General features: G+C 32.1%; 15 protein-coding genes. 14 read left to right on the forward strand and 1 reads right to left on the reverse strand.

Annotated elements, in window-relative coordinates:
- Positions 1–48: 48 nt before the first annotated feature.
- The 5 genes from LX78_RS03610 (at position 49) to LX78_RS03630 (ending at position 6,839) form a co-directional block, all read left to right on the forward strand.
- A complete protein-coding gene (locus LX78_RS03610; RefSeq protein ID WP_109681256.1) occupies positions 49–1,059 on the forward strand; it encodes a homocysteine S-methyltransferase family protein in 1,011 nt (336 codons plus the stop codon).
- A gap of 8 nt (positions 1,060–1,067) precedes the next feature.
- The gene (gene metH / locus LX78_RS03615; RefSeq protein WP_109681257.1) at positions 1,068–3,770 is read left to right on the forward strand and encodes a methionine synthase; all 2,703 of its coding nucleotides are present in this window, start codon (positions 1,068–1,070) and stop codon (positions 3,768–3,770) included.
- Positions 3,771–4,006: 236 nt separating this feature from the next.
- Entirely contained in the window at positions 4,007–4,963 is a 957-nt protein-coding gene (gene metF, locus LX78_RS03620; protein WP_109681258.1) for a methylenetetrahydrofolate reductase [NAD(P)H], read from the forward strand.
- A gap of 34 nt (positions 4,964–4,997) precedes the next feature.
- On the forward strand, positions 4,998–6,089 hold the full coding sequence (locus LX78_RS03625; protein WP_109681259.1) for an acyloxyacyl hydrolase: 1,092 nt from the start codon (positions 4,998–5,000) through the stop codon (positions 6,087–6,089).
- A gap of 3 nt (positions 6,090–6,092) precedes the next feature.
- Positions 6,093–6,839: a head GIN domain-containing protein gene (locus LX78_RS03630; protein WP_109681260.1), complete on the forward strand. Its 747-nt coding sequence runs from the start codon at positions 6,093–6,095 to the stop codon at positions 6,837–6,839.
- A 1-nt stretch (position 6,840) separates the two neighbouring features.
- On the opposite strand, the gene gldA is transcribed toward LX78_RS03630, so the two are convergent.
- The gene (gldA, locus tag LX78_RS03635; RefSeq protein ID WP_109681261.1) at positions 6,841–7,737 is read right to left on the reverse strand and encodes a gliding motility-associated ABC transporter ATP-binding subunit GldA; all 897 of its coding nucleotides are present in this window, start codon (positions 7,735–7,737) and stop codon (positions 6,841–6,843) included.
- A 281-nt stretch (positions 7,738–8,018) separates the two neighbouring features.
- Between gldA and LX78_RS03640 the strand changes: the two genes are divergently transcribed.
- From LX78_RS03640 to LX78_RS03680, 9 genes are all read left to right on the forward strand, one after another.
- Entirely contained in the window at positions 8,019–8,846 is an 828-nt protein-coding gene (locus LX78_RS03640) for a prephenate dehydratase (protein WP_109681262.1), read from the forward strand.
- Positions 8,843–9,988, forward strand: a complete 1,146-nt coding sequence (locus LX78_RS03645) for a pyridoxal phosphate-dependent aminotransferase (protein WP_109681263.1) — start codon at positions 8,843–8,845, stop codon at positions 9,986–9,988. The genes LX78_RS03640 and LX78_RS03645 overlap by 4 nt, the downstream gene beginning before the upstream one ends.
- Before the next feature lies 1 nt (position 9,989).
- The gene (locus tag LX78_RS03650) at positions 9,990–10,841 is read left to right on the forward strand and encodes a prephenate dehydrogenase (RefSeq protein ID WP_109681371.1); all 852 of its coding nucleotides are present in this window, start codon (positions 9,990–9,992) and stop codon (positions 10,839–10,841) included.
- Positions 10,842–10,851: 10 nt separating this feature from the next.
- Complete coding sequence (locus LX78_RS03655; RefSeq protein ID WP_109681264.1) at positions 10,852–11,934, forward strand: bifunctional 3-deoxy-7-phosphoheptulonate synthase/chorismate mutase type II; 1,083 nt, start codon at positions 10,852–10,854, stop codon at positions 11,932–11,934.
- 69 nt (positions 11,935–12,003) lie between these two features.
- Positions 12,004–12,957: a ribosome small subunit-dependent GTPase A gene (gene rsgA, locus LX78_RS03660; RefSeq protein WP_109681265.1), complete on the forward strand. Its 954-nt coding sequence runs from the start codon at positions 12,004–12,006 to the stop codon at positions 12,955–12,957.
- A gap of 2 nt (positions 12,958–12,959) precedes the next feature.
- A complete protein-coding gene (dtd, locus tag LX78_RS03665) occupies positions 12,960–13,412 on the forward strand; it encodes a D-aminoacyl-tRNA deacylase (protein ID WP_109681266.1) in 453 nt (150 codons plus the stop codon).
- A 75-nt stretch (positions 13,413–13,487) separates the two neighbouring features.
- Positions 13,488–15,389 carry a DUF3857 domain-containing protein gene (locus LX78_RS03670; RefSeq protein ID WP_109681267.1) on the forward strand — a complete coding sequence of 634 codons (1,902 nt, stop codon included), beginning with the start codon at positions 13,488–13,490 and terminating at the stop codon, positions 15,387–15,389.
- 3 nt (positions 15,390–15,392) lie between these two features.
- A complete protein-coding gene (locus tag LX78_RS03675) occupies positions 15,393–17,417 on the forward strand; it encodes a DUF3857 domain-containing protein (RefSeq protein ID WP_109681268.1) in 2,025 nt (674 codons plus the stop codon).
- Positions 17,418–17,419: 2 nt separating this feature from the next.
- Positions 17,420–17,746 carry a nucleotide pyrophosphohydrolase gene (locus tag LX78_RS03680; protein WP_109681269.1) on the forward strand — a complete coding sequence of 109 codons (327 nt, stop codon included), beginning with the start codon at positions 17,420–17,422 and terminating at the stop codon, positions 17,744–17,746.
- Positions 17,747–17,762: the final 16 nt, after the last annotated feature.

Raw genomic sequence — 17,762 nt, forward strand, 5'->3', positions numbered from 1 at the left:
TATTTTCAACTTACTTTCCTGATGACATATTGATATAATTTATCAAAAATGTCACATATTATTCAAAATTTACAAAAACGCATTTTAGTTCTCGATGGAGCCATGGGAACCATGTTGCAACGTTATAAATTTACAGAAGAAGATTTTAGAGGCGAGCGATTTAAAGATTACCCAACATCGCTAAAAGGTAATAACGACTTGCTTTCGCTTACGCAACCAGAAGCCATTGCCGAAGTTCATAGATTGTATTTTGAAGCTGGTGCAGATATTGTAGAAACCAATACATTTTCTGGAACTTCCATTGCTATGGCAGATTACAACATGGAAGATTTGGTGTATGAACTTAATTTTGAATCGGCTAAAATTGCAAGAAAAGTAGCAGACCAATTTACCAAAGAAAATCCAGAAAAGCCAAGATTTGTAGCAGGAAGCATTGGTCCAACAAACAAAACCGCAAGTTTGTCGCCAGATGTAAATAGACCAGAATTTCGAGCTATTACGTTTGATGAATTAAGAATTGCCTATAAACAACAAGTAGAAGCTTTAATTGATGGAGGCGTAGATGTGCTTTTAGTAGAAACAATTTTCGATACTCTTAACGCCAAAGCCTGTTTGTTTGCTATTGAAGAAGTGAAAGAGGAACGCAACATCGATATTTCTATTATGGTTTCTGGAACCATTACAGATGCTTCTGGAAGAACACTTTCCGGACAAACGGTTGAAGCGTTCCTAACATCCATTTCCCATATTCCATTATTAAGTGTCGGATTTAATTGCGCACTTGGAGCTGAACAGCTAAAACCTTATTTACAACGATTGTCTAACGAAACGGAGTTTTTTACTTCAGCGCATCCAAATGCAGGTTTGCCAAATGCATTTGGAGAATATGATCAAACACCAAAAGAGATGCAACAATTTATTGAAGACTATCTAAAAGATGGCCTTATCAATATTATTGGAGGTTGTTGTGGCACAAATCCAGAACATATAAAAGCGATTGCTGAAGTGGCTTCGAAGTATAAACCAAGAACTGTCTGTTCGAGTGCAGTCGAGAACTAATTTATAAGATGAATAAACACCAAAAGTATTTAACTCTTTCAGGTCTAGAACCACTAGTTGTAACACCAGAAAGCAATTTCATTAATGTTGGTGAGCGAACCAATGTGACAGGTTCACGAAAATTTCTTCGTTTAATTAAAGAAGAAAACTACAACGAAGCTTTAGAAGTTGCAAGACATCAAGTGGAAGGTGGTGCACAAATTCTTGATGTGAATATGGACGAAGGCATGCTGGATGGTGTGTATGCCATGACTAAATTTTTGAATTTGATAGCTTCAGAGCCTGATATTTCTCGAATTCCTATTATGATTGATAGCTCCAAATGGGAGATTATAGAAGCAGGTTTAAAAGTGGTTCAAGGAAAATCGGTTGTGAATTCGATTAGTTTAAAAGAAGGAGAGGCTGAATTTATTCATCATGCAAAATTAGTAAAACGTTATGGAGCAGCTGTCATTGTTATGGCATTTGACGAAGATGGTCAGGCAGATACATACCAACGTCGCATAGAAATTTGTAAACGTTCGTATGATATTTTGGTTAACCAAGTTAACTTTCCACCACAAGACATTATTTTCGACCCTAATATTTTTCCTGTTGCCACAGGCATGGAAGAACACAGAAAAAACGCTTTGGATTTTTTCATGGCTACCAAATGGATTCGGGAGAATCTACCTTATGCAAATGTGTCTGGAGGCGTAAGTAATGTATCTTTTTCATTTAGAGGAAATGATACAGTTCGCGAAGCCATGCACGCTTCTTTTTTATATCATGCCATTCAACACGGAATGAATTTAGGCATTGTCAATCCTGCAATGTTAGAGGTTTATGATGAAATTGATAAAGAATTGTTGGAATTGGTTGAAGATGTATTTTTCGATAGAAGAGATGATGCTACAGAACGCTTATTAGATTATGCAGAAACAGTAAAAGGCAATAAAAAAGATGTTGAAGTTGCTGTTTTAGAATGGAGAAATGAACCACTTCAAGATAGAATTACACATGCCTTGGTAAAAGGAATTGAAGCTTTTATCATTGAAGATGTTGAAGAAGCCAGAAAAGATTCGTCTCGTCCAATTGAAGTTATAGAAGGTCATTTAATGATAGGTATGAATGTGGTTGGCGATTTGTTTGGAAGTGGAAAAATGTTCTTACCTCAAGTAGTAAAATCGGCAAGGGTTATGAAAAAAGCCGTTGCTTATTTACAGCCTTTTATTGAAGCTGAAAAAGATGGAAAACAAGAATTTTCTGGTCGTGTGTTGATGGCAACAGTTAAAGGCGATGTACACGATATTGGAAAAAATATCGTAAGCGTGGTTTTAGGTTGTAATAATTATGAAATTATCGATTTAGGGGTCATGGTGCCACCAGAAAAAATTATTGAAACTGCTATTAGAGAGAATGTGGATATCATTGGATTAAGCGGATTGATTACACCTTCTTTAGACGAGATGTCTTATGTGTCTAAAGAAATGGAAAAGAAAAATTTGAACATTCCATTAATAATTGGAGGAGCAACCACTTCAAGAGCACATACCTCTGTGAAGATTGCACCAAATTATAAGCACACTGTCGTTCATATTAGCGATGCATCACGAGCTGTAACCGTTGTTGGAAAGTTATTAAAAGAAGACAGTTCCATTTTTAAAGAAGAAATAAGGGAAGAGTATAATAAATTTAGAGAACAGTTTTTAAAGCGTACCAGAGAAAAAGAATATTTGACAATAGAAGATGCACGAAAAAACAAATTTCAAATAGACTGGAATGATTCTGAAATTATAAAACCAAAACTATTAGGAATTCAAGTTCTTGAAGATTTTGATTTAAAAAAATTAGAAGACTTTATCGATTGGAGTCCGTTTTTTAGAAGCTGGGATTTACATGGTCGTTATCCAAATATTTTGGAAGATGACGTTGTTGGAGAACAAGCCAAGGAGTTATTTAAAGATGCCAAAGTTTTGCTCAATCGTATTTTCGATGAAAAACTTCTGAAGGCTAAAGCTGTTTTCGGATTATTTCCAGCAAATACAGTCAATGATGATGATATTGAAATAACTGTAAACGGATTGTCACCTCGAGCGCAGTCGAGAGGTCTTGAACAAAATTTAACATTCCTAACCCTTCGTCAGCAATCTAAAAAAGCAGTTGGAAAACCTAATCTGGCTCTAGCAGATTTTATCGCACCAAAAAAATCAGGAGTTCAAGATTATATGGGTTGCTTTTGTGTAAGTGCAGGTTTTGGAACCGAATCTTTAGCGAAAGAGTTTGAGGAAAATCATGACGATTATAATGCTATTATGATTAAAGCACTTGCAGATCGTTTGGCAGAAGCATTTGCAGAATATTTACATAAAGAAGTAAGAACAAATTACTGGAATTATGCGCAAGACGAAAGTTTAACAAACGAAGATTTAATTAAAGAAAATTATAAAGGTATTCGTCCAGCTCCTGGTTATCCAGCATGTCCAGATCATTTAGAGAAAAAAACAATTTGGAGATTATTAGATGTCAAACAAAATATTGGAGTAGAACTTACAGAAAGTTTAGCCATGTGGCCAGCAGCAAGCGTAAGTGGTTATTATTTTGCAAATCCAGAAGCGAAATATTTTGGATTAGGTAAAATTAATCATGATCAAGTAAAAGATTATGCTATACGAAGAGGTATTGCAGAAGCCGAAGCAGAAAAATGGTTGAGTCCTAATTTAGCAGATTAAATTCCTGCGAAGGCAGGAATCTCATGACAAATATATTGAGATGTTTGGAATGGAATTTACATTCTGATATGTGCGTTAGGGATTAAACGGTTTGTTTGAGCTCCTCGAAGAGAGCGAGTAGAGAAAGCCCGACCTTTAGGTAGCGCTAAAATAAAATGAATATTAATTAAGTTTCGAATATAGATTCATGTATTCGTGGCAAAAAAAAGAGATTCCCACTTTCGTGGGAAGAGCACATGAAAGTAACAGAACACATAAAAAACGCCAACGGAAACACCCAGTTTTCATTCGAAATTCTTCCACCTTTAAAAGGACAAAACGTACAATCCATATTTGATAATATCGATCCGTTAATGGAATTTAAACCACCATTTATTGACGTGACGTATCATCGAGAAGAATATGTTTATAAGGAACTTGAAAACGGCTTGTTACAGAAAAAAGTGGTTAAAAAAAGACCTGGAACGGTTGGAATTTGTGCAGCCATTCAAAATAAATATCGCGTAGATGCCATTCCGCATATTTTGTGTGGTGGATTTACAAAAGAAGATACCGAAAACTTCCTGATAGATTTAGACTTTTTAGGCATAAATAATGTCATGGCTTTACGTGGCGATGCCGTAAAAACAGAAACCTATTTTAAAGCAGAAAAAGAAGGACATAATTATGCTAGTGAACTGGTAACGCAAATTTCGGAACTGAACAAAGGGAATTATTTAGATGAAGAACTTCTTAATTCTTCAGCTACAGATTTCTGTGTTGGTGTTGCAGCTTATCCTGAAAAACACATGGAAGCACCAAGTTTGGATAGCGATATTCATTTCTTGAAAAAGAAAATAAAATATGGCGCTGAATATATTGTGACTCAAATGTTTTTCGACAACCAGAAGTATTTTGATTTTGTGGACAAATGCAGAAAAGAAGGTATAAAAGTGCCAATAATTCCTGGGTTAAAGCCTATTGCAACCAAAAAACAACTCAATTTAATTCCACATCGATTTCATGTAGATTTACCAGAAGAATTAATACTAGAAGTAGTAAAATGTAAAGACAATGAACAGGTAAGACAACTTGGAATAGAGTGGTGTATCAAGCAGTCTAAAGAGCTTCAGAAAGCTGGAATTCCAGTACTTCATTATTATTCGATGGGAAAAAGTGATAATATAAAAGCCATTGCATCACAGGTATTTTAATTATTCTGTTATTTTTGCTTCACAAATAAAATAAATGAGGCAATTAATAACCTACTTCTTATGTTTAAGTTTCGGATTTGTTTTTTCACAAGAAAAGCAAACAAAATCGTATTTCGAAGCTAATTATTTTATTGGGAATATTGCTCTACACAACAACGATATTCTACATTTAATTAAAGGTCATCCTGAAGGAGTTATTCTAAGCTGGAACAAAAAAACATTTGGTGAGAAAGATTGGGAACAACGATATGGTTATCCAGATTGGGGAGTTTCGTTTGCCTATCAAGATTTAAAAAACGATGTTTTAGGAAACAATTATTCACTTTATGCTCATTATAATTTTTATTTCTTAAAGCGTAATTTAATGTTGCGTATTGGACAAGGACTAGCATACAATACGAATCCTTACGATAAAGAAGATAATCATAAAAACGTGGCTTTTGGTTCGACCATTCTAAGTGCTACCTATTTGATGCTTAATTATAAAAAGGAACGCTTGTTTGGTAGGTTTGGAGTACAAGCAGGATTTTCACTCTTGCATTATTCCAATGCAAATGTAAAGGCGCCAAATACCAGTGTGAATACAATTGCTTTTAATGTTGGTGTGACTTATAATCTAGATGAAGTAGATCCAGAATATATAAAAACAGTTACTAAAGAAAAGTTTACACAGCCAATTAAATACAACTTAGTTTTTAGAAGTGGAATAAATGAAAGTGATGTTATTGGAAGTGGTCAATATCCTTTTTACATACTATCGGCTTATGCAGATAAGCGATTGTCTCATAAAAGTGCTGTACAGTTAGGAACTGATGTTTTCTTTTCCTTGTTTCTAAAAGAATTAATATATTATAAATCGGTTGCATTCCCTGAAGAAAATGTCTCTGGAGACGAAGACTATAAACGTGTTGGTGTTTTTGCTGGACACGAATTGTTTATAAATAAAATGTCTTTAGTTACGCAAATTGGTTATTATGTGTATTATCCATACGATTTTGAAGGACGAACTTATTTAAGAATTGGAATGAAACGTTATTTTGGAGAGAAAATTTTTGGAGCCATTACCTTAAAATCCCATGGAGCTAAAGCTGAAGCTGTTGAATTTGGAGTAGGAATTAGATTGTAAAGAATGAAAAAACTAGTATACATATTTCTCTTAGTATTTCTTTTTGCTTGTGATAGCGAAGATGCAAACGATTGCTTCCAGAAATCAGGAAACATCATACAGCAGGAAGTAGTAGTTGAACCGTTTGAAAAAATTCTAGTAAACAGGAATATAGAATTAATTTTAAAAGAAGATTTAGAGTTCAGTTTGGTAATTGAAACTGGCGAAAATTTAATGAATGATGTGGAAGTTGTTGTTATTGATAATCAATTAAGACTAACAGATAACAATTCTTGTAATTATGTAAGAGATTACGAACCAACAAAAATCTATGTTTCAGCTCCAAATATTACTAATATTAGAAGCTCGACTCAGTTTGATATCTCTTCAGATGGTGTTTTAAACTATAATAACTTAAAACTATTTTCAGAGGATTTTAATTCAGAAGGTGCTTTTACCATGGGTGATTTTAGATTGCAAGTCAATGCTAATAATTTAAGAGTTACAGCAAATAACCTATCGTCTTTTTATATTTCTGGAGAAACAAACAAACTCTATGTTGGTTTTTTCTCAGGAACTGGACGTTTTGAAGGTGCTAATTTAACAGCTCAAGAAGTTTCAATCTATCACAGAGGAAGCAACGATATAATTGTAAATCCACAACAATTGTTAACAGGAGAATTAAGAGGAACAGGAGATTTAATATCTAAAAATAATCCACCGAATGTAGAGGTTGAACAGTTTTATACTGGAGAACTTATTTTTGAGTAAATTACTTGTTGGTCAAGTCCCGAAACAAACTCTCCAAGCTCACATTTTTCTGATTTAGTTGAAGAATCTTTAATTGGTTGTCATGGGCAAAATCAAACACATGAGAGCGCATGTCTTCGGTTGTTGAAAAAGTGATTTCGTAAATAAAATCGTGAGTATTTATTACTTGTTTTACTTTTGGCAGTTTCAATAAAAAAGCATCTTCAACGCGATAATCAAATTCTACAATAACAATTTGTTCTTGACCTTCACGTAGGTCTTTAAGTTTTTTATCTGCAACAATTTCGCCTTTATTAATAATAATCACTCGGTCGCACATGGCTTCAACTTCTTGCATAATATGTGTTGAAAGAAAAACGGTCTTTTCTTGGCCTATATTTTTAATTAAAGCTCTAATTTCTACCAATTGGTTAGGGTCTAAACCAGTTGTAGGTTCATCTAAAATAAGCACATCTGGATTATGTAATAAAGCATTTGCCAAACCTACACGTTGTCTGTAACCTTTAGAAAGTTGTCCAATCTTTTTATGAGCTTCTGGAGTTAAACCAGTAAGTTGTATCACATCTTCGATGCGTTGTTTTTTAACTCCATAAATTTGTGCATTAAAAGCTAAATATTCTCTAACATATTGTTCCAAGTACAACGGATTGTGTTCTGGTAAATATCCAACACTTTGTTGCACCTTTTGTTTGTTTATGTTTACGTCATAATCGTTCACTTTTGCGTGCCCTTCAGAAGCATCAATATAGGTGGTTAAAATCTTCATCATAGTCGATTTTCCTGCACCATTTGGACCTAAAAAACCAACAATTTCTGGCTTATTCACCTTAAAAGAAATGTTATTTAAAGCTTTTTGAGAACCGTAATTTTTTGTGATATTTTCAACTTGAATAGACATAAAAGACCTCGATTTTTTTGTAAAAATAACTAATTAGTAACGTTTTTAATTAAAAAATAGTCTTTACATTTTGTTTTTTCATTTTATTGTCTACTTTAGCACCCACATTATGAAAGCAACATCAAATTTTGCATATTACAATTGGTATTATTTCTTTTTTAACAGAAGAAACGAGACGTTGTATATGTAATTTTAATAAATAATATTAATACATATTAAAAAAAAGTCTCGATGAAAATCGGGACTTTTTTTTGTTTAAAACTTAAATAAGAGAAATAATTTTGATAAAAACAATAGCCATTCAAGGAGTAAAAGGATCTTTCCATCATATTGTATCTCAGCAATATTTTGGAAACCAATTAAAAGTTAAAGAATGTTTAACTTTTGATGAAGCAGTACAAAGCTTGATTATAGGAAAAACAGATGCTGTTGTAATGGCTTTAGAAAACTCGATTGCAGGATCTATAATTCCTAATTACGCTTTAATTGATAATCATAATTTACATATTGTTGGCGAGCATTATTTAGATGTGCAACATCAATTAATGGCCTTGCCAAATCAGGATATTAAAGATATTGTTGAGGTTTATTCACATCCAATGGCTTTGTTGCAATGTAAAGAATTCTTTAAAAAACAGCCACATATTAAACTTATTGAAGATAAAGATACAGCCGAAGTAGCGCAACGTATTCAAGACAAAAATTTAAAGGGAGTTGCAGCTATAGCAAGTAAATTAGCTTCCCAATTATTCGAGTTAAACATTATTTCTGAAAGTATTCAAACCATAAAGCATAACGAAACACGCTTTGTAATTGTAAAAAGAGAAAATCATGAAATACCTGAAACAGAAATAAACAAGGCTTCTATAAAATTTGAATTGGAACATAAAAGAGGCAGTCTGGCAGCCATGTTAAATGTTATGAGCGATTGCAAACTGAATTTAACGAAAATCCAATCCTTACCAAAAATAGAAACTCCTTGGAAATATGCTTTTTTCGTAGATGTAACTTTTAACGATTTTGAAGATTATAAAAAAGCAAAATCCATCATGGAAATCATGACCGAAGAATTTAAAATATTAGGCGAATATAAAAATACAAAACAATGATTGAAGCAGCACTAAGATTGCAAACCATTGAAGAATACTACTTTTCGAAAAAGCTTCGAGAAGTTAGATTGCTACAAGCAAACGGAAAACCAATCATTAATTTAGGGATTGGAAGTCCAGATTTACAGCCTCCACAAAAAGTAATAACAACTTTATGTAATAGTTTTAACGATGCTCAAGCTAACCAGTATCAAAGCTATCAAGGGTTGCCAGAATTACGAGAAGCTATGGTGTCTTTTTATAGAGATCAATTTCAAGTTAATTTAAGTCCTACTACAGAAGTACTGCCTTTAATGGGAAGTAAGGAAGGCATTATGCATGTTTCTATGGCTTTTTTAAACCTAGGAGACCAAGTGTTAATTCCAAATCCAGGATATCCAACTTATGCTTCAGTAACAAATTTGGTTGGAGCAGAACCGGTTTTTTATAAATTATATGAAGAGAATAATTGGTTGCCAGATTTAGAAAATCTTGAAAAACAAGATTTGTCTAAAGTAAAAATTATGTGGATAAATTATCCACACATGCCAACAGGAGCAGTTGCTACTGAAGCTTTCTTTATAAGGCTTGTCGCTTTTGCTAAAAGGCATCAAATTTTGATTATAAACGATAATCCTTATGGCTTTATTTTGAATGATTCGCCAAGAAGTATTTTGAGTATTCCAGAAGCAAAAGATGTTTGTTTAGAATTGAATTCTTTAAGTAAAACCTTTAATATGTCTGGTTGGAGAATTGGTATGGTTTTAGGAAAATCAGATTATATAAATCATATTTTAAAAGTGAAAAGCAACATGGATTCTGGCATGTTTTATGGTGTTCAAAAAGGCGCTATTGAAGCTTTAAAATGTTCAAAATTATGGTATGTAAGCTTGAACAATGTCTATGAAGAAAGACGAAAGCTAATTTGGCAATTAGCTGATAGTTTAAACTGTACTTACGACAAAAATGCAACAGGTTTGTTTGTTTGGGCAAAAATTCCAGCTTTTTTAAAATCGGAAGAGTTTATCGATTTATTATTAAAAGAGCATGACATTTTTATAGCTCCAGGAACAGTTTTTGGAAGTCAAGGTGAAGGATATGTTCGCTTTTCACTTTGTGCAACTACAGATATAATAGAGGAAGCCATTGCAAGAATTAAATAATATGAAAAACATATACATTATAGGAGTTGGATTAATTGGAGGAAGCATCGCAAAGGATGTAAAAAAATTGAATCCTGATATTTTGATTTATGGAGTTGATAAAAATGAAGCACATTTAGATGAAGCTTTGTCATTAAATCTAATTGATGAAAAAGCAATTTTTGAAGATTTATATAAAGCAGATTTAGTGATTCTTTCCATTCCAGTAGATGCTACAGAAAGCTTGTTGCCAGAGATTTTAAATAAAGTATCAGACAATACGTTAGTAATTGATTCTGGTTCTACAAAAGTAAATATTTGTAAAGTTGTGGAGAATCACCCAAAACGAAGAAATTTTTTAGCAACTCATCCAATAGCTGGAACAGAATTTTCTGGACCAAGTGCTGCAATAGAAGGCTTGTTTGTAAACAAAACAAACATTATTTGCGAAATAGAAAAAACAGCATTTAAATTACAAGAACGTGCCTTAACCATTTTTAAAATTATGGGAATGAATTTGCGCTATATGAATCCAGAAGCACACGATAAACACATAGCATATGTATCACATTTATCACACATTAGTGCTTTTATGCTAGGGAAAACAGTTATAGAAAAAGAAAAAAATGAACGCGATATTTTCGATTTAGCTGGAAGTGGTTTTGCTTCAACAGTAAGGTTAGCAAAAAGTTCACCACACATGTGGACACCCATTTTTAAGCAAAATAAAACAAATGTTATTGAAACTTTAGACGAGTACATAAACAATCTTACTAAATTTAAGGAATTTATGGAGGCTGATAATTTTGATGACATTTTTAATGAAATGGAAAACACCAATCATATAAAAGATATATTAAACGGAATTGCATAAAGAGAATATTATGAATAATAAAAAAGAATTAAGAAACTGGTTAAACGCATTCAACTTAGAACATCCTTTAGTGATTGCAGGACCATGTAGCGCAGAAACGGAAGAACAAGTTTTAACGATTGCACATCAATTAAAAGATAGCGATGCAACCGTTTTAAGAGCAGGAATTTGGAAACCAAGAACACGACCAGGAAATTTTGAAGGAGTTGGAGCTTTAGGCTTAAAGTGGTTACAAAAAGCAAAAGAAGAAACAGGATTATTAATTTCTACGGAAGTAGCCAATGCCAATCACGTAGATTTAGCATTGCAGCACGATGTAGATGTTTTATGGGTAGGAGCAAGAACAACAGTAAGTCCGTTTATTGTTCAAGAAATTGCCGAAGCCTTAAAAGGAACAGATAAAATTGTATTAGTTAAAAACCCTGTTAATCCAGATTTAGCCCTTTGGTTAGGAGCTGTGGAACGATTTCACACGTCAGGAGTAAATAACTTAGGTGTTATTCACAGAGGCTTTTCAACTTATGAAAAAACAAGATATAGAAACAATCCAGAATGGCAATTACCTATCGATTTACAAAATCGTTTTCCAGATTTACCATTAATTCTAGACCCTTCGCATATTGCAGGACGTAGAGATATTATTTTCGATTTATGCCAAACTGCTCTAGATTTAAATTACGATGGTTTGATGGTAGAAACACACCATAATCCAGATAAGGCTTGGAGTGATGCATCTCAACAAATTACACCAGAAACACTTATTCAATACACCAAAGATTTACGTATTAGAAAAGAAATTGGTGAAGCTGCCGAATTTAAAAACAAAATAAACACAATGCGTACGCAAATAGATGTGATAGATCATCAATTGATAGATATTTTAGGCAAACGTATGAAAGTAGCTGACGATATTGGAGAACTTAAAAAAGCACATAATGTGGCTGTTTTACAAACCAAACGTTGGAATGAGATTCTTGGAAAAATGATTCTTCAAGGAGAAGAAAAGAATTTAAGTGAAGAATTTATTTTGCGTGTTTTTAAAGCAGTGCATCAGGAATCTATTAATCATCAAGAGAAAATTATTAATAGTTAAACCGAATAGTTAAGGTCATTATTTGTGAATCTCTTTTAAATATTAATTAATAGTGGCATCTTTGTATTAATGACAGGATTAGTATATAAATCTACTGGAAGTTGGTACACTGTAAAAACAGAATTAGGTGCCACATATCAATGCAGAATAAAAGGAAAATTCCGTATGCAAGGTATTAAAAGTACCAACCCAATTGCTGTTGGAGACATTGTAGATTTTGATTTAGATACAACTAATAATGAAGAACCAGTTGGTGTTGTTACCAAGATCCACGATAGAAAAAATTATATTGTTCGAAAATCTGTAAACCTTTCAAAGCAAACACATATAATTGCATCAAATATCGATCAGGTTTTTTTACTAATTACTATAGATAATCCTCCTACGTTTACAAGTTTTATCGATCGGTTTCTAGTAACTGCTGAAGCCTATTCCATTAAGACCATTTTACTCTTCAATAAAATTGATACTTACTCTAATGATACGTTAGATGAAGTAAAATATTTAGCTCATGTTTATAGAAAAATAGGATACGAGTGTATTGGTATTTCTGCCACAACAGGCAAAAACATTGATAAAGTAAAAGCACTGATGAAAGATAAAGTAAGCATGTTTGCAGGTCATTCTGGAGTAGGGAAATCAACTTTGGTTAACGCTATAGAATCAGATTTGGAAATAAAAACAAAAGCTATTTCAAGTCAGCATATGCAAGGTCAACATACAACTACTTTTGCCGAGATGTACGATTTAAGCTTTGGAGCAAAAATTATTGATACACCAGGAATTAAAGGCTTTGGCATTGTAGATATGGATAAAACTGAGGTTGGCGATTATTTTCCAGAATTTTTTAAGCTAAAACAAGATTGTAAGTTTAATAATTGCATTCATGTAGACGAACCAAAATGTGCTGTAAAAAAAGCTTTAGATGAAGACGAAATAGCCTTTTCACGTTACAGAAGTTATCTTCAAATTTTAGAAGGTGAAGACGAACATTATAGAACAGATAATTGGGAATCTGAATAAAAATGAAGGCAGTTATTCAAAGAGTATCAAAAGCAAGTGTAACCATTGAAGGGAGAAAAGTAGCATCCATGACTAATGGTTTACTTATTTTATTGGGTATAATTGACGAAGACTCCAATGAAGATGTTACATGGTTATCGAATAAAATAGTTAATCTCAGAATTTTTAATGACGAAAATGGCGTAATGAATCAATCGTTACTTAATGTAAATGGAGATGCTATTGTGGTAAGTCAATTTACGCTTCACGCAAATACAAAGAAAGGACATAGACCAAGTTATATTAAAGCAGCCAAACCAGATGTTGCCATTCCTATTTATGAAGCTTTTGTTAAACAATTAGAGACAGATTTAGGGAAAAAGGTTCAAACAGGCGAATTTGGTGCAGATATGAAAGTAGAACTTTTAAACGATGGGCCAGTAACTATAATAATAGATTCTAAAAATAAAGAATAAGAGAATTAATTTTATTAACTACTTTGTTTATTCACAAATAATCCTATTTTTGAGTAAGAGAAAAAAAGTACCTACATGCAGAAAATATTACTTTTAGTACTCTCCTCACTAATTTACACACATATAGCAGCTCAGGATGAAAATTTATACAATGTATATTCCATCCCTTCAGAACTTAAAATAAAATCAAATGCAGTTGTTAGGTTTGATAATGTGCACATAGAAATTATTGACTACAATAAATTTATATTTTCTAACAAAAGAATTGTCACTGTTTTAAACAAAGAAGGCGATAGTAAAATAGATGCTTATCATTATTACGACGAGAATATAAATATTCAAGATCTTGAAGCTCGTATTTTTAACGCAAATGGAAAGGAAATAGCAAAATTCAAGAAAAACGATTTTAAAGATGTGAGTGCTGTTTCAGGTGGTACACTTTATTCAGATAGTCGTGTAAAATACTTAGACTACACTCCAAATACCTATCCATACACCATACTTTTTGAAACACAAGTAGTTTATAATTCTACAGCATTCATGCCTAGTTGGAAACCCATTGAAGGTTTTTATGTGAGTACAGAGAATGCAGAATATAAAATTACGAACACTTCAGAGATTCCAATTAAAATTAAGACTTCAAATTTTAAAGAATTTCAAATAGATTCTATTAGTAAGTTTCATTTTGTGGCTAAAAATTTAGCTGCAATAGAATATGAATCTTTTAGTCCAGATTTTGAAACTTTCGCGCCTTATTTAAAAGCAGCGTTGACTGAGTTTGATATGGAAGGTGTAAAAGGCGTTAATAACAATTGGGAAGATTTTGGTTTATGGATGAACAATAATTTAATTAAAGGAACAGAACAATTACCTCGATCGGTTATCAGTAAAATGGAACAACTGACTGCAAATGCTAATTCAGATGTAGAAAAAGCGAGAATTGTCTATCAGTATATGCAAGACAAAACCCGTTACATAAGTGTGCAAGTTGGTATAGGTGGATGGAAGCCAATGATTGCTCAGGATGTAGATAGATTAAGTTATGGCGACTGTAAAGCATTAACAAATTATACTAAGGCTTTGCTAAATGGAATTGGAGTGGATTCTTATTACACAGTTATTTATGGCGACAATAAATTAAAAAATATAGATAAAGACTTTTCTGCAATTCAAGGAAATCACGTTATTCTATGTTTACCTGATAATGAAAATTATATTTGGTTAGAATGCACAAGCAAAACTAGTCCATTTGGATATAATGCTAATTTTACTGACGATAGAGATGCTTTAATAATTACACCAGAAGGTGGAAAAATTGTACATACTAAAGTGTATAAAACAGAAGAAAACATTCAGGAGATAGATGCAGATATGATTCTAGATGAAAATGGAACCGTTATTGGAGAGCTTCAAATTAATTCTAAAGGAGCTCAATATGGCGAACACGAAGGCATACAAAACAGAACCAAAAAAGAACAGGAATTATATTATAAAGATGATTTTTGGAACGAAATTAATAACCTCGAAATTCTTAACATGAGCTTCAATAATAACAAAGATAGTATTGTGTTTACTGAAGATGTGAATATTAGAATTCCAAATTATGCTTCTAAAGCTGGAAATAGGTTGTTGTTTCAGCCTAATGTGTTTAATAAAACAACAGAAACACCTCCAAGATATAAAAACAGAAAATTACCATTTGTTATAGAAAGAGGATTTACAGATGTAGACACCTATCAAATTAAATTCTCAAATGCTTTACATGTGGAAGCTATGAAGGAGCCCATTTCAATTCAAAACAAATTTGGATCATATATTCTAAGCATCACAACAACTAATAATGTAATTACCTATAAACGTGAATTGATAATAAATAAAGGCACTTATTCTAAAGAAGAGTATCAGACATTTAGAGACTTTTGCCTTAGTATTAAAAAACACGATAACTCTAAAATTGTATTTAACTCAAAATCTTAACCTATGAAATTCTTTTTTTTATTTGCATGCGTATTCACTTTACAAATAGCAACAGCTCAAGACTATAAATTTGGAAAAATAAGTAAAGAAGAACTTCAAGAAAAATCAGACCCAACAGATCCAGAAGCAAATGCTACAGTTTTATATAGAAATCAAGAAATTAAATTTGAGTATATAGAGAGTAAAGGGTTTGTTCAAAAAAATGAGATTCACGAACGGATTAAAATTTACAATAAAGAAGGATTTGAACAAGCAACAAAATCAATTAAACTATATAATGAGTCTAATGAGTTAGAAGAAAGTTTAACAGGTTTTAAAGCATATACGTATAATTTAAATGGTAATAAAATTACTGAAGACAAGTTAAAAAACGATGGTATTTTTGAAGAAGAAACGAATAGATATTGGTTAACTACTAAGTTCACAATGCCTAATATTAAAGAAGGATGCATAATTGAATATAAATATACTATAGAATCTGAGCTAATTAGAATAGATGATATTGAGTTTCAACAAGAAATACCAATAAGAAGATTAGAATTTAAAATGTCTACACCAGAATTCTATAATTACGCAAAATACCCAAATGTTAGATCAGCATATTATCCACAATTAAATGACACTTATAAAGAGACAACTGTTTTTCTATCAGGTGAAATGCAAACTAAAATTTCTCATACTCCAACAAGAGGAACTCGTTCTGATTTTAGTAAAAATGAATGGAACTATAGAGAAAATATAACTACAGCCAATTTGGTTAACATTCCAGCTTTAAAAAATGAAACTCATGTGTCTAATATAGATAATTATAGAGCTATCATGAAAATGGATTTAAGCTATATCAAGTATCCAGATCAACCAAGAAAGGATTTTACAACTAATTGGGAAAAAGTAACAAAAACCATTTACGATAGCAACGATTTTGGAGAACAGTTAAAAAAGTCAGGTTATTTTGGAGATGACTTAAATTCAGCGAAAGCTGGAGCAACAGACCCAGCAGAGCAAGCCTATAACATTTTTAATTTTGTAAAAAACAAAGTAAAATGGAATGGTATTCATGGCTATTTTACAGATTTAGGAGTAAGGCAAGCCTACAAGCAAGGAGCTGGAAATGTAGCAGATATTAATTTAATTTTAATAGCTATGTTGCGTGAATCTGGTCTTGATGCAAATCCAGTTTTAATTAGTACAAAAGATAATGGTGTTCCGTTATTCCCAACGCGAGGTGGATTTAATTATGTTATTTGTGCAGTCAATTTAGAACAAGGCATGGTGCTTTTAGACGCTTCAAAGAGCTTTACAAGTTTAAATGTCTTACCAGTAAAAGTGTTAAATTGGCAAGGTCGTTTAATACGTCGAGATGGAAGCTCAGATTGGGTAGATTTATCTGTACAAGAACCTTCAAAAGAAGTAATTTCTTTAAATATTAAATTAAATTCAGACTTATCAGCAACTGGAAAAGTAAGAAGTCAGTACACAGATTATAGCGCTTTAGATTATAGGAATACGTTTGAAAGCCATTCGCAAGATGACTTAATAAAAGAAATAGAATCTGAAAATGGAAATTTGCAAGTGTCAAATATTGAAGTAGCAGACATGAATATTCCTATAAAACCTGTACTTTTATCTTATGAATATCAATTAGATGAAGCCTTAGAAGAAATAGGAGATAGTTATTATTTTTCACCATTATTATTTTTAAAAATTGAAGAGTCGCCTTTTAAACTTCAAACTAGAAAATACCCAATAGATTTAGATTTTCCTACATCGAGGAAATATATGGTGAACATTATGTTACCTGAAGGTTTTCAAGTAGAATCTTTGCCTGAAAACGAAAAATTACAGTATAATAATACCGAAGGAGAATTTACATATTTAATAAGAGAAAATGGTACAATGCTCCAAATGGTAATTACTTTGGATTTAAATAACACATTAATATTGCCAACAAATTATGAGCAGTTTAAAAAGTTTTTTGAGTTGGTAGTAAGTAAACAAGCCGAAAAAATTGTTCTTAAAAAAGTATAGGAATGGATATAAAAAACGCACAATTAATAGTAGATACATGGATTAAAGAACATGGTGTACGTTATTTTAACGAATTAACAAACATGGCTCAATTAACCGAAGAAGTGGGAGAAGTTGCCCGAATTATAGCCAGACGTTATGGAGAACAAAGCGAAAAAGAAAGTGATAAAGACAAAGATTTAGGAGAAGAATTAGCAGATGTTGTTTTTGTAGTATTATGTCTTGCCAACCAAACAGGAATCGATTTGCAAACGGCTTTCGATAAAAAAATGGAAAAAAAAACCAAACGCGATCACGATAGACATCATAATAACGAAAAGCTTAAATAATAAATTCCTTAAAAAG

The organism is Xanthomarina spongicola (assembly GCF_003148645.1).
Lineage (GTDB): Bacteria > Bacteroidota > Bacteroidia > Flavobacteriales > Flavobacteriaceae > Xanthomarina > Xanthomarina spongicola.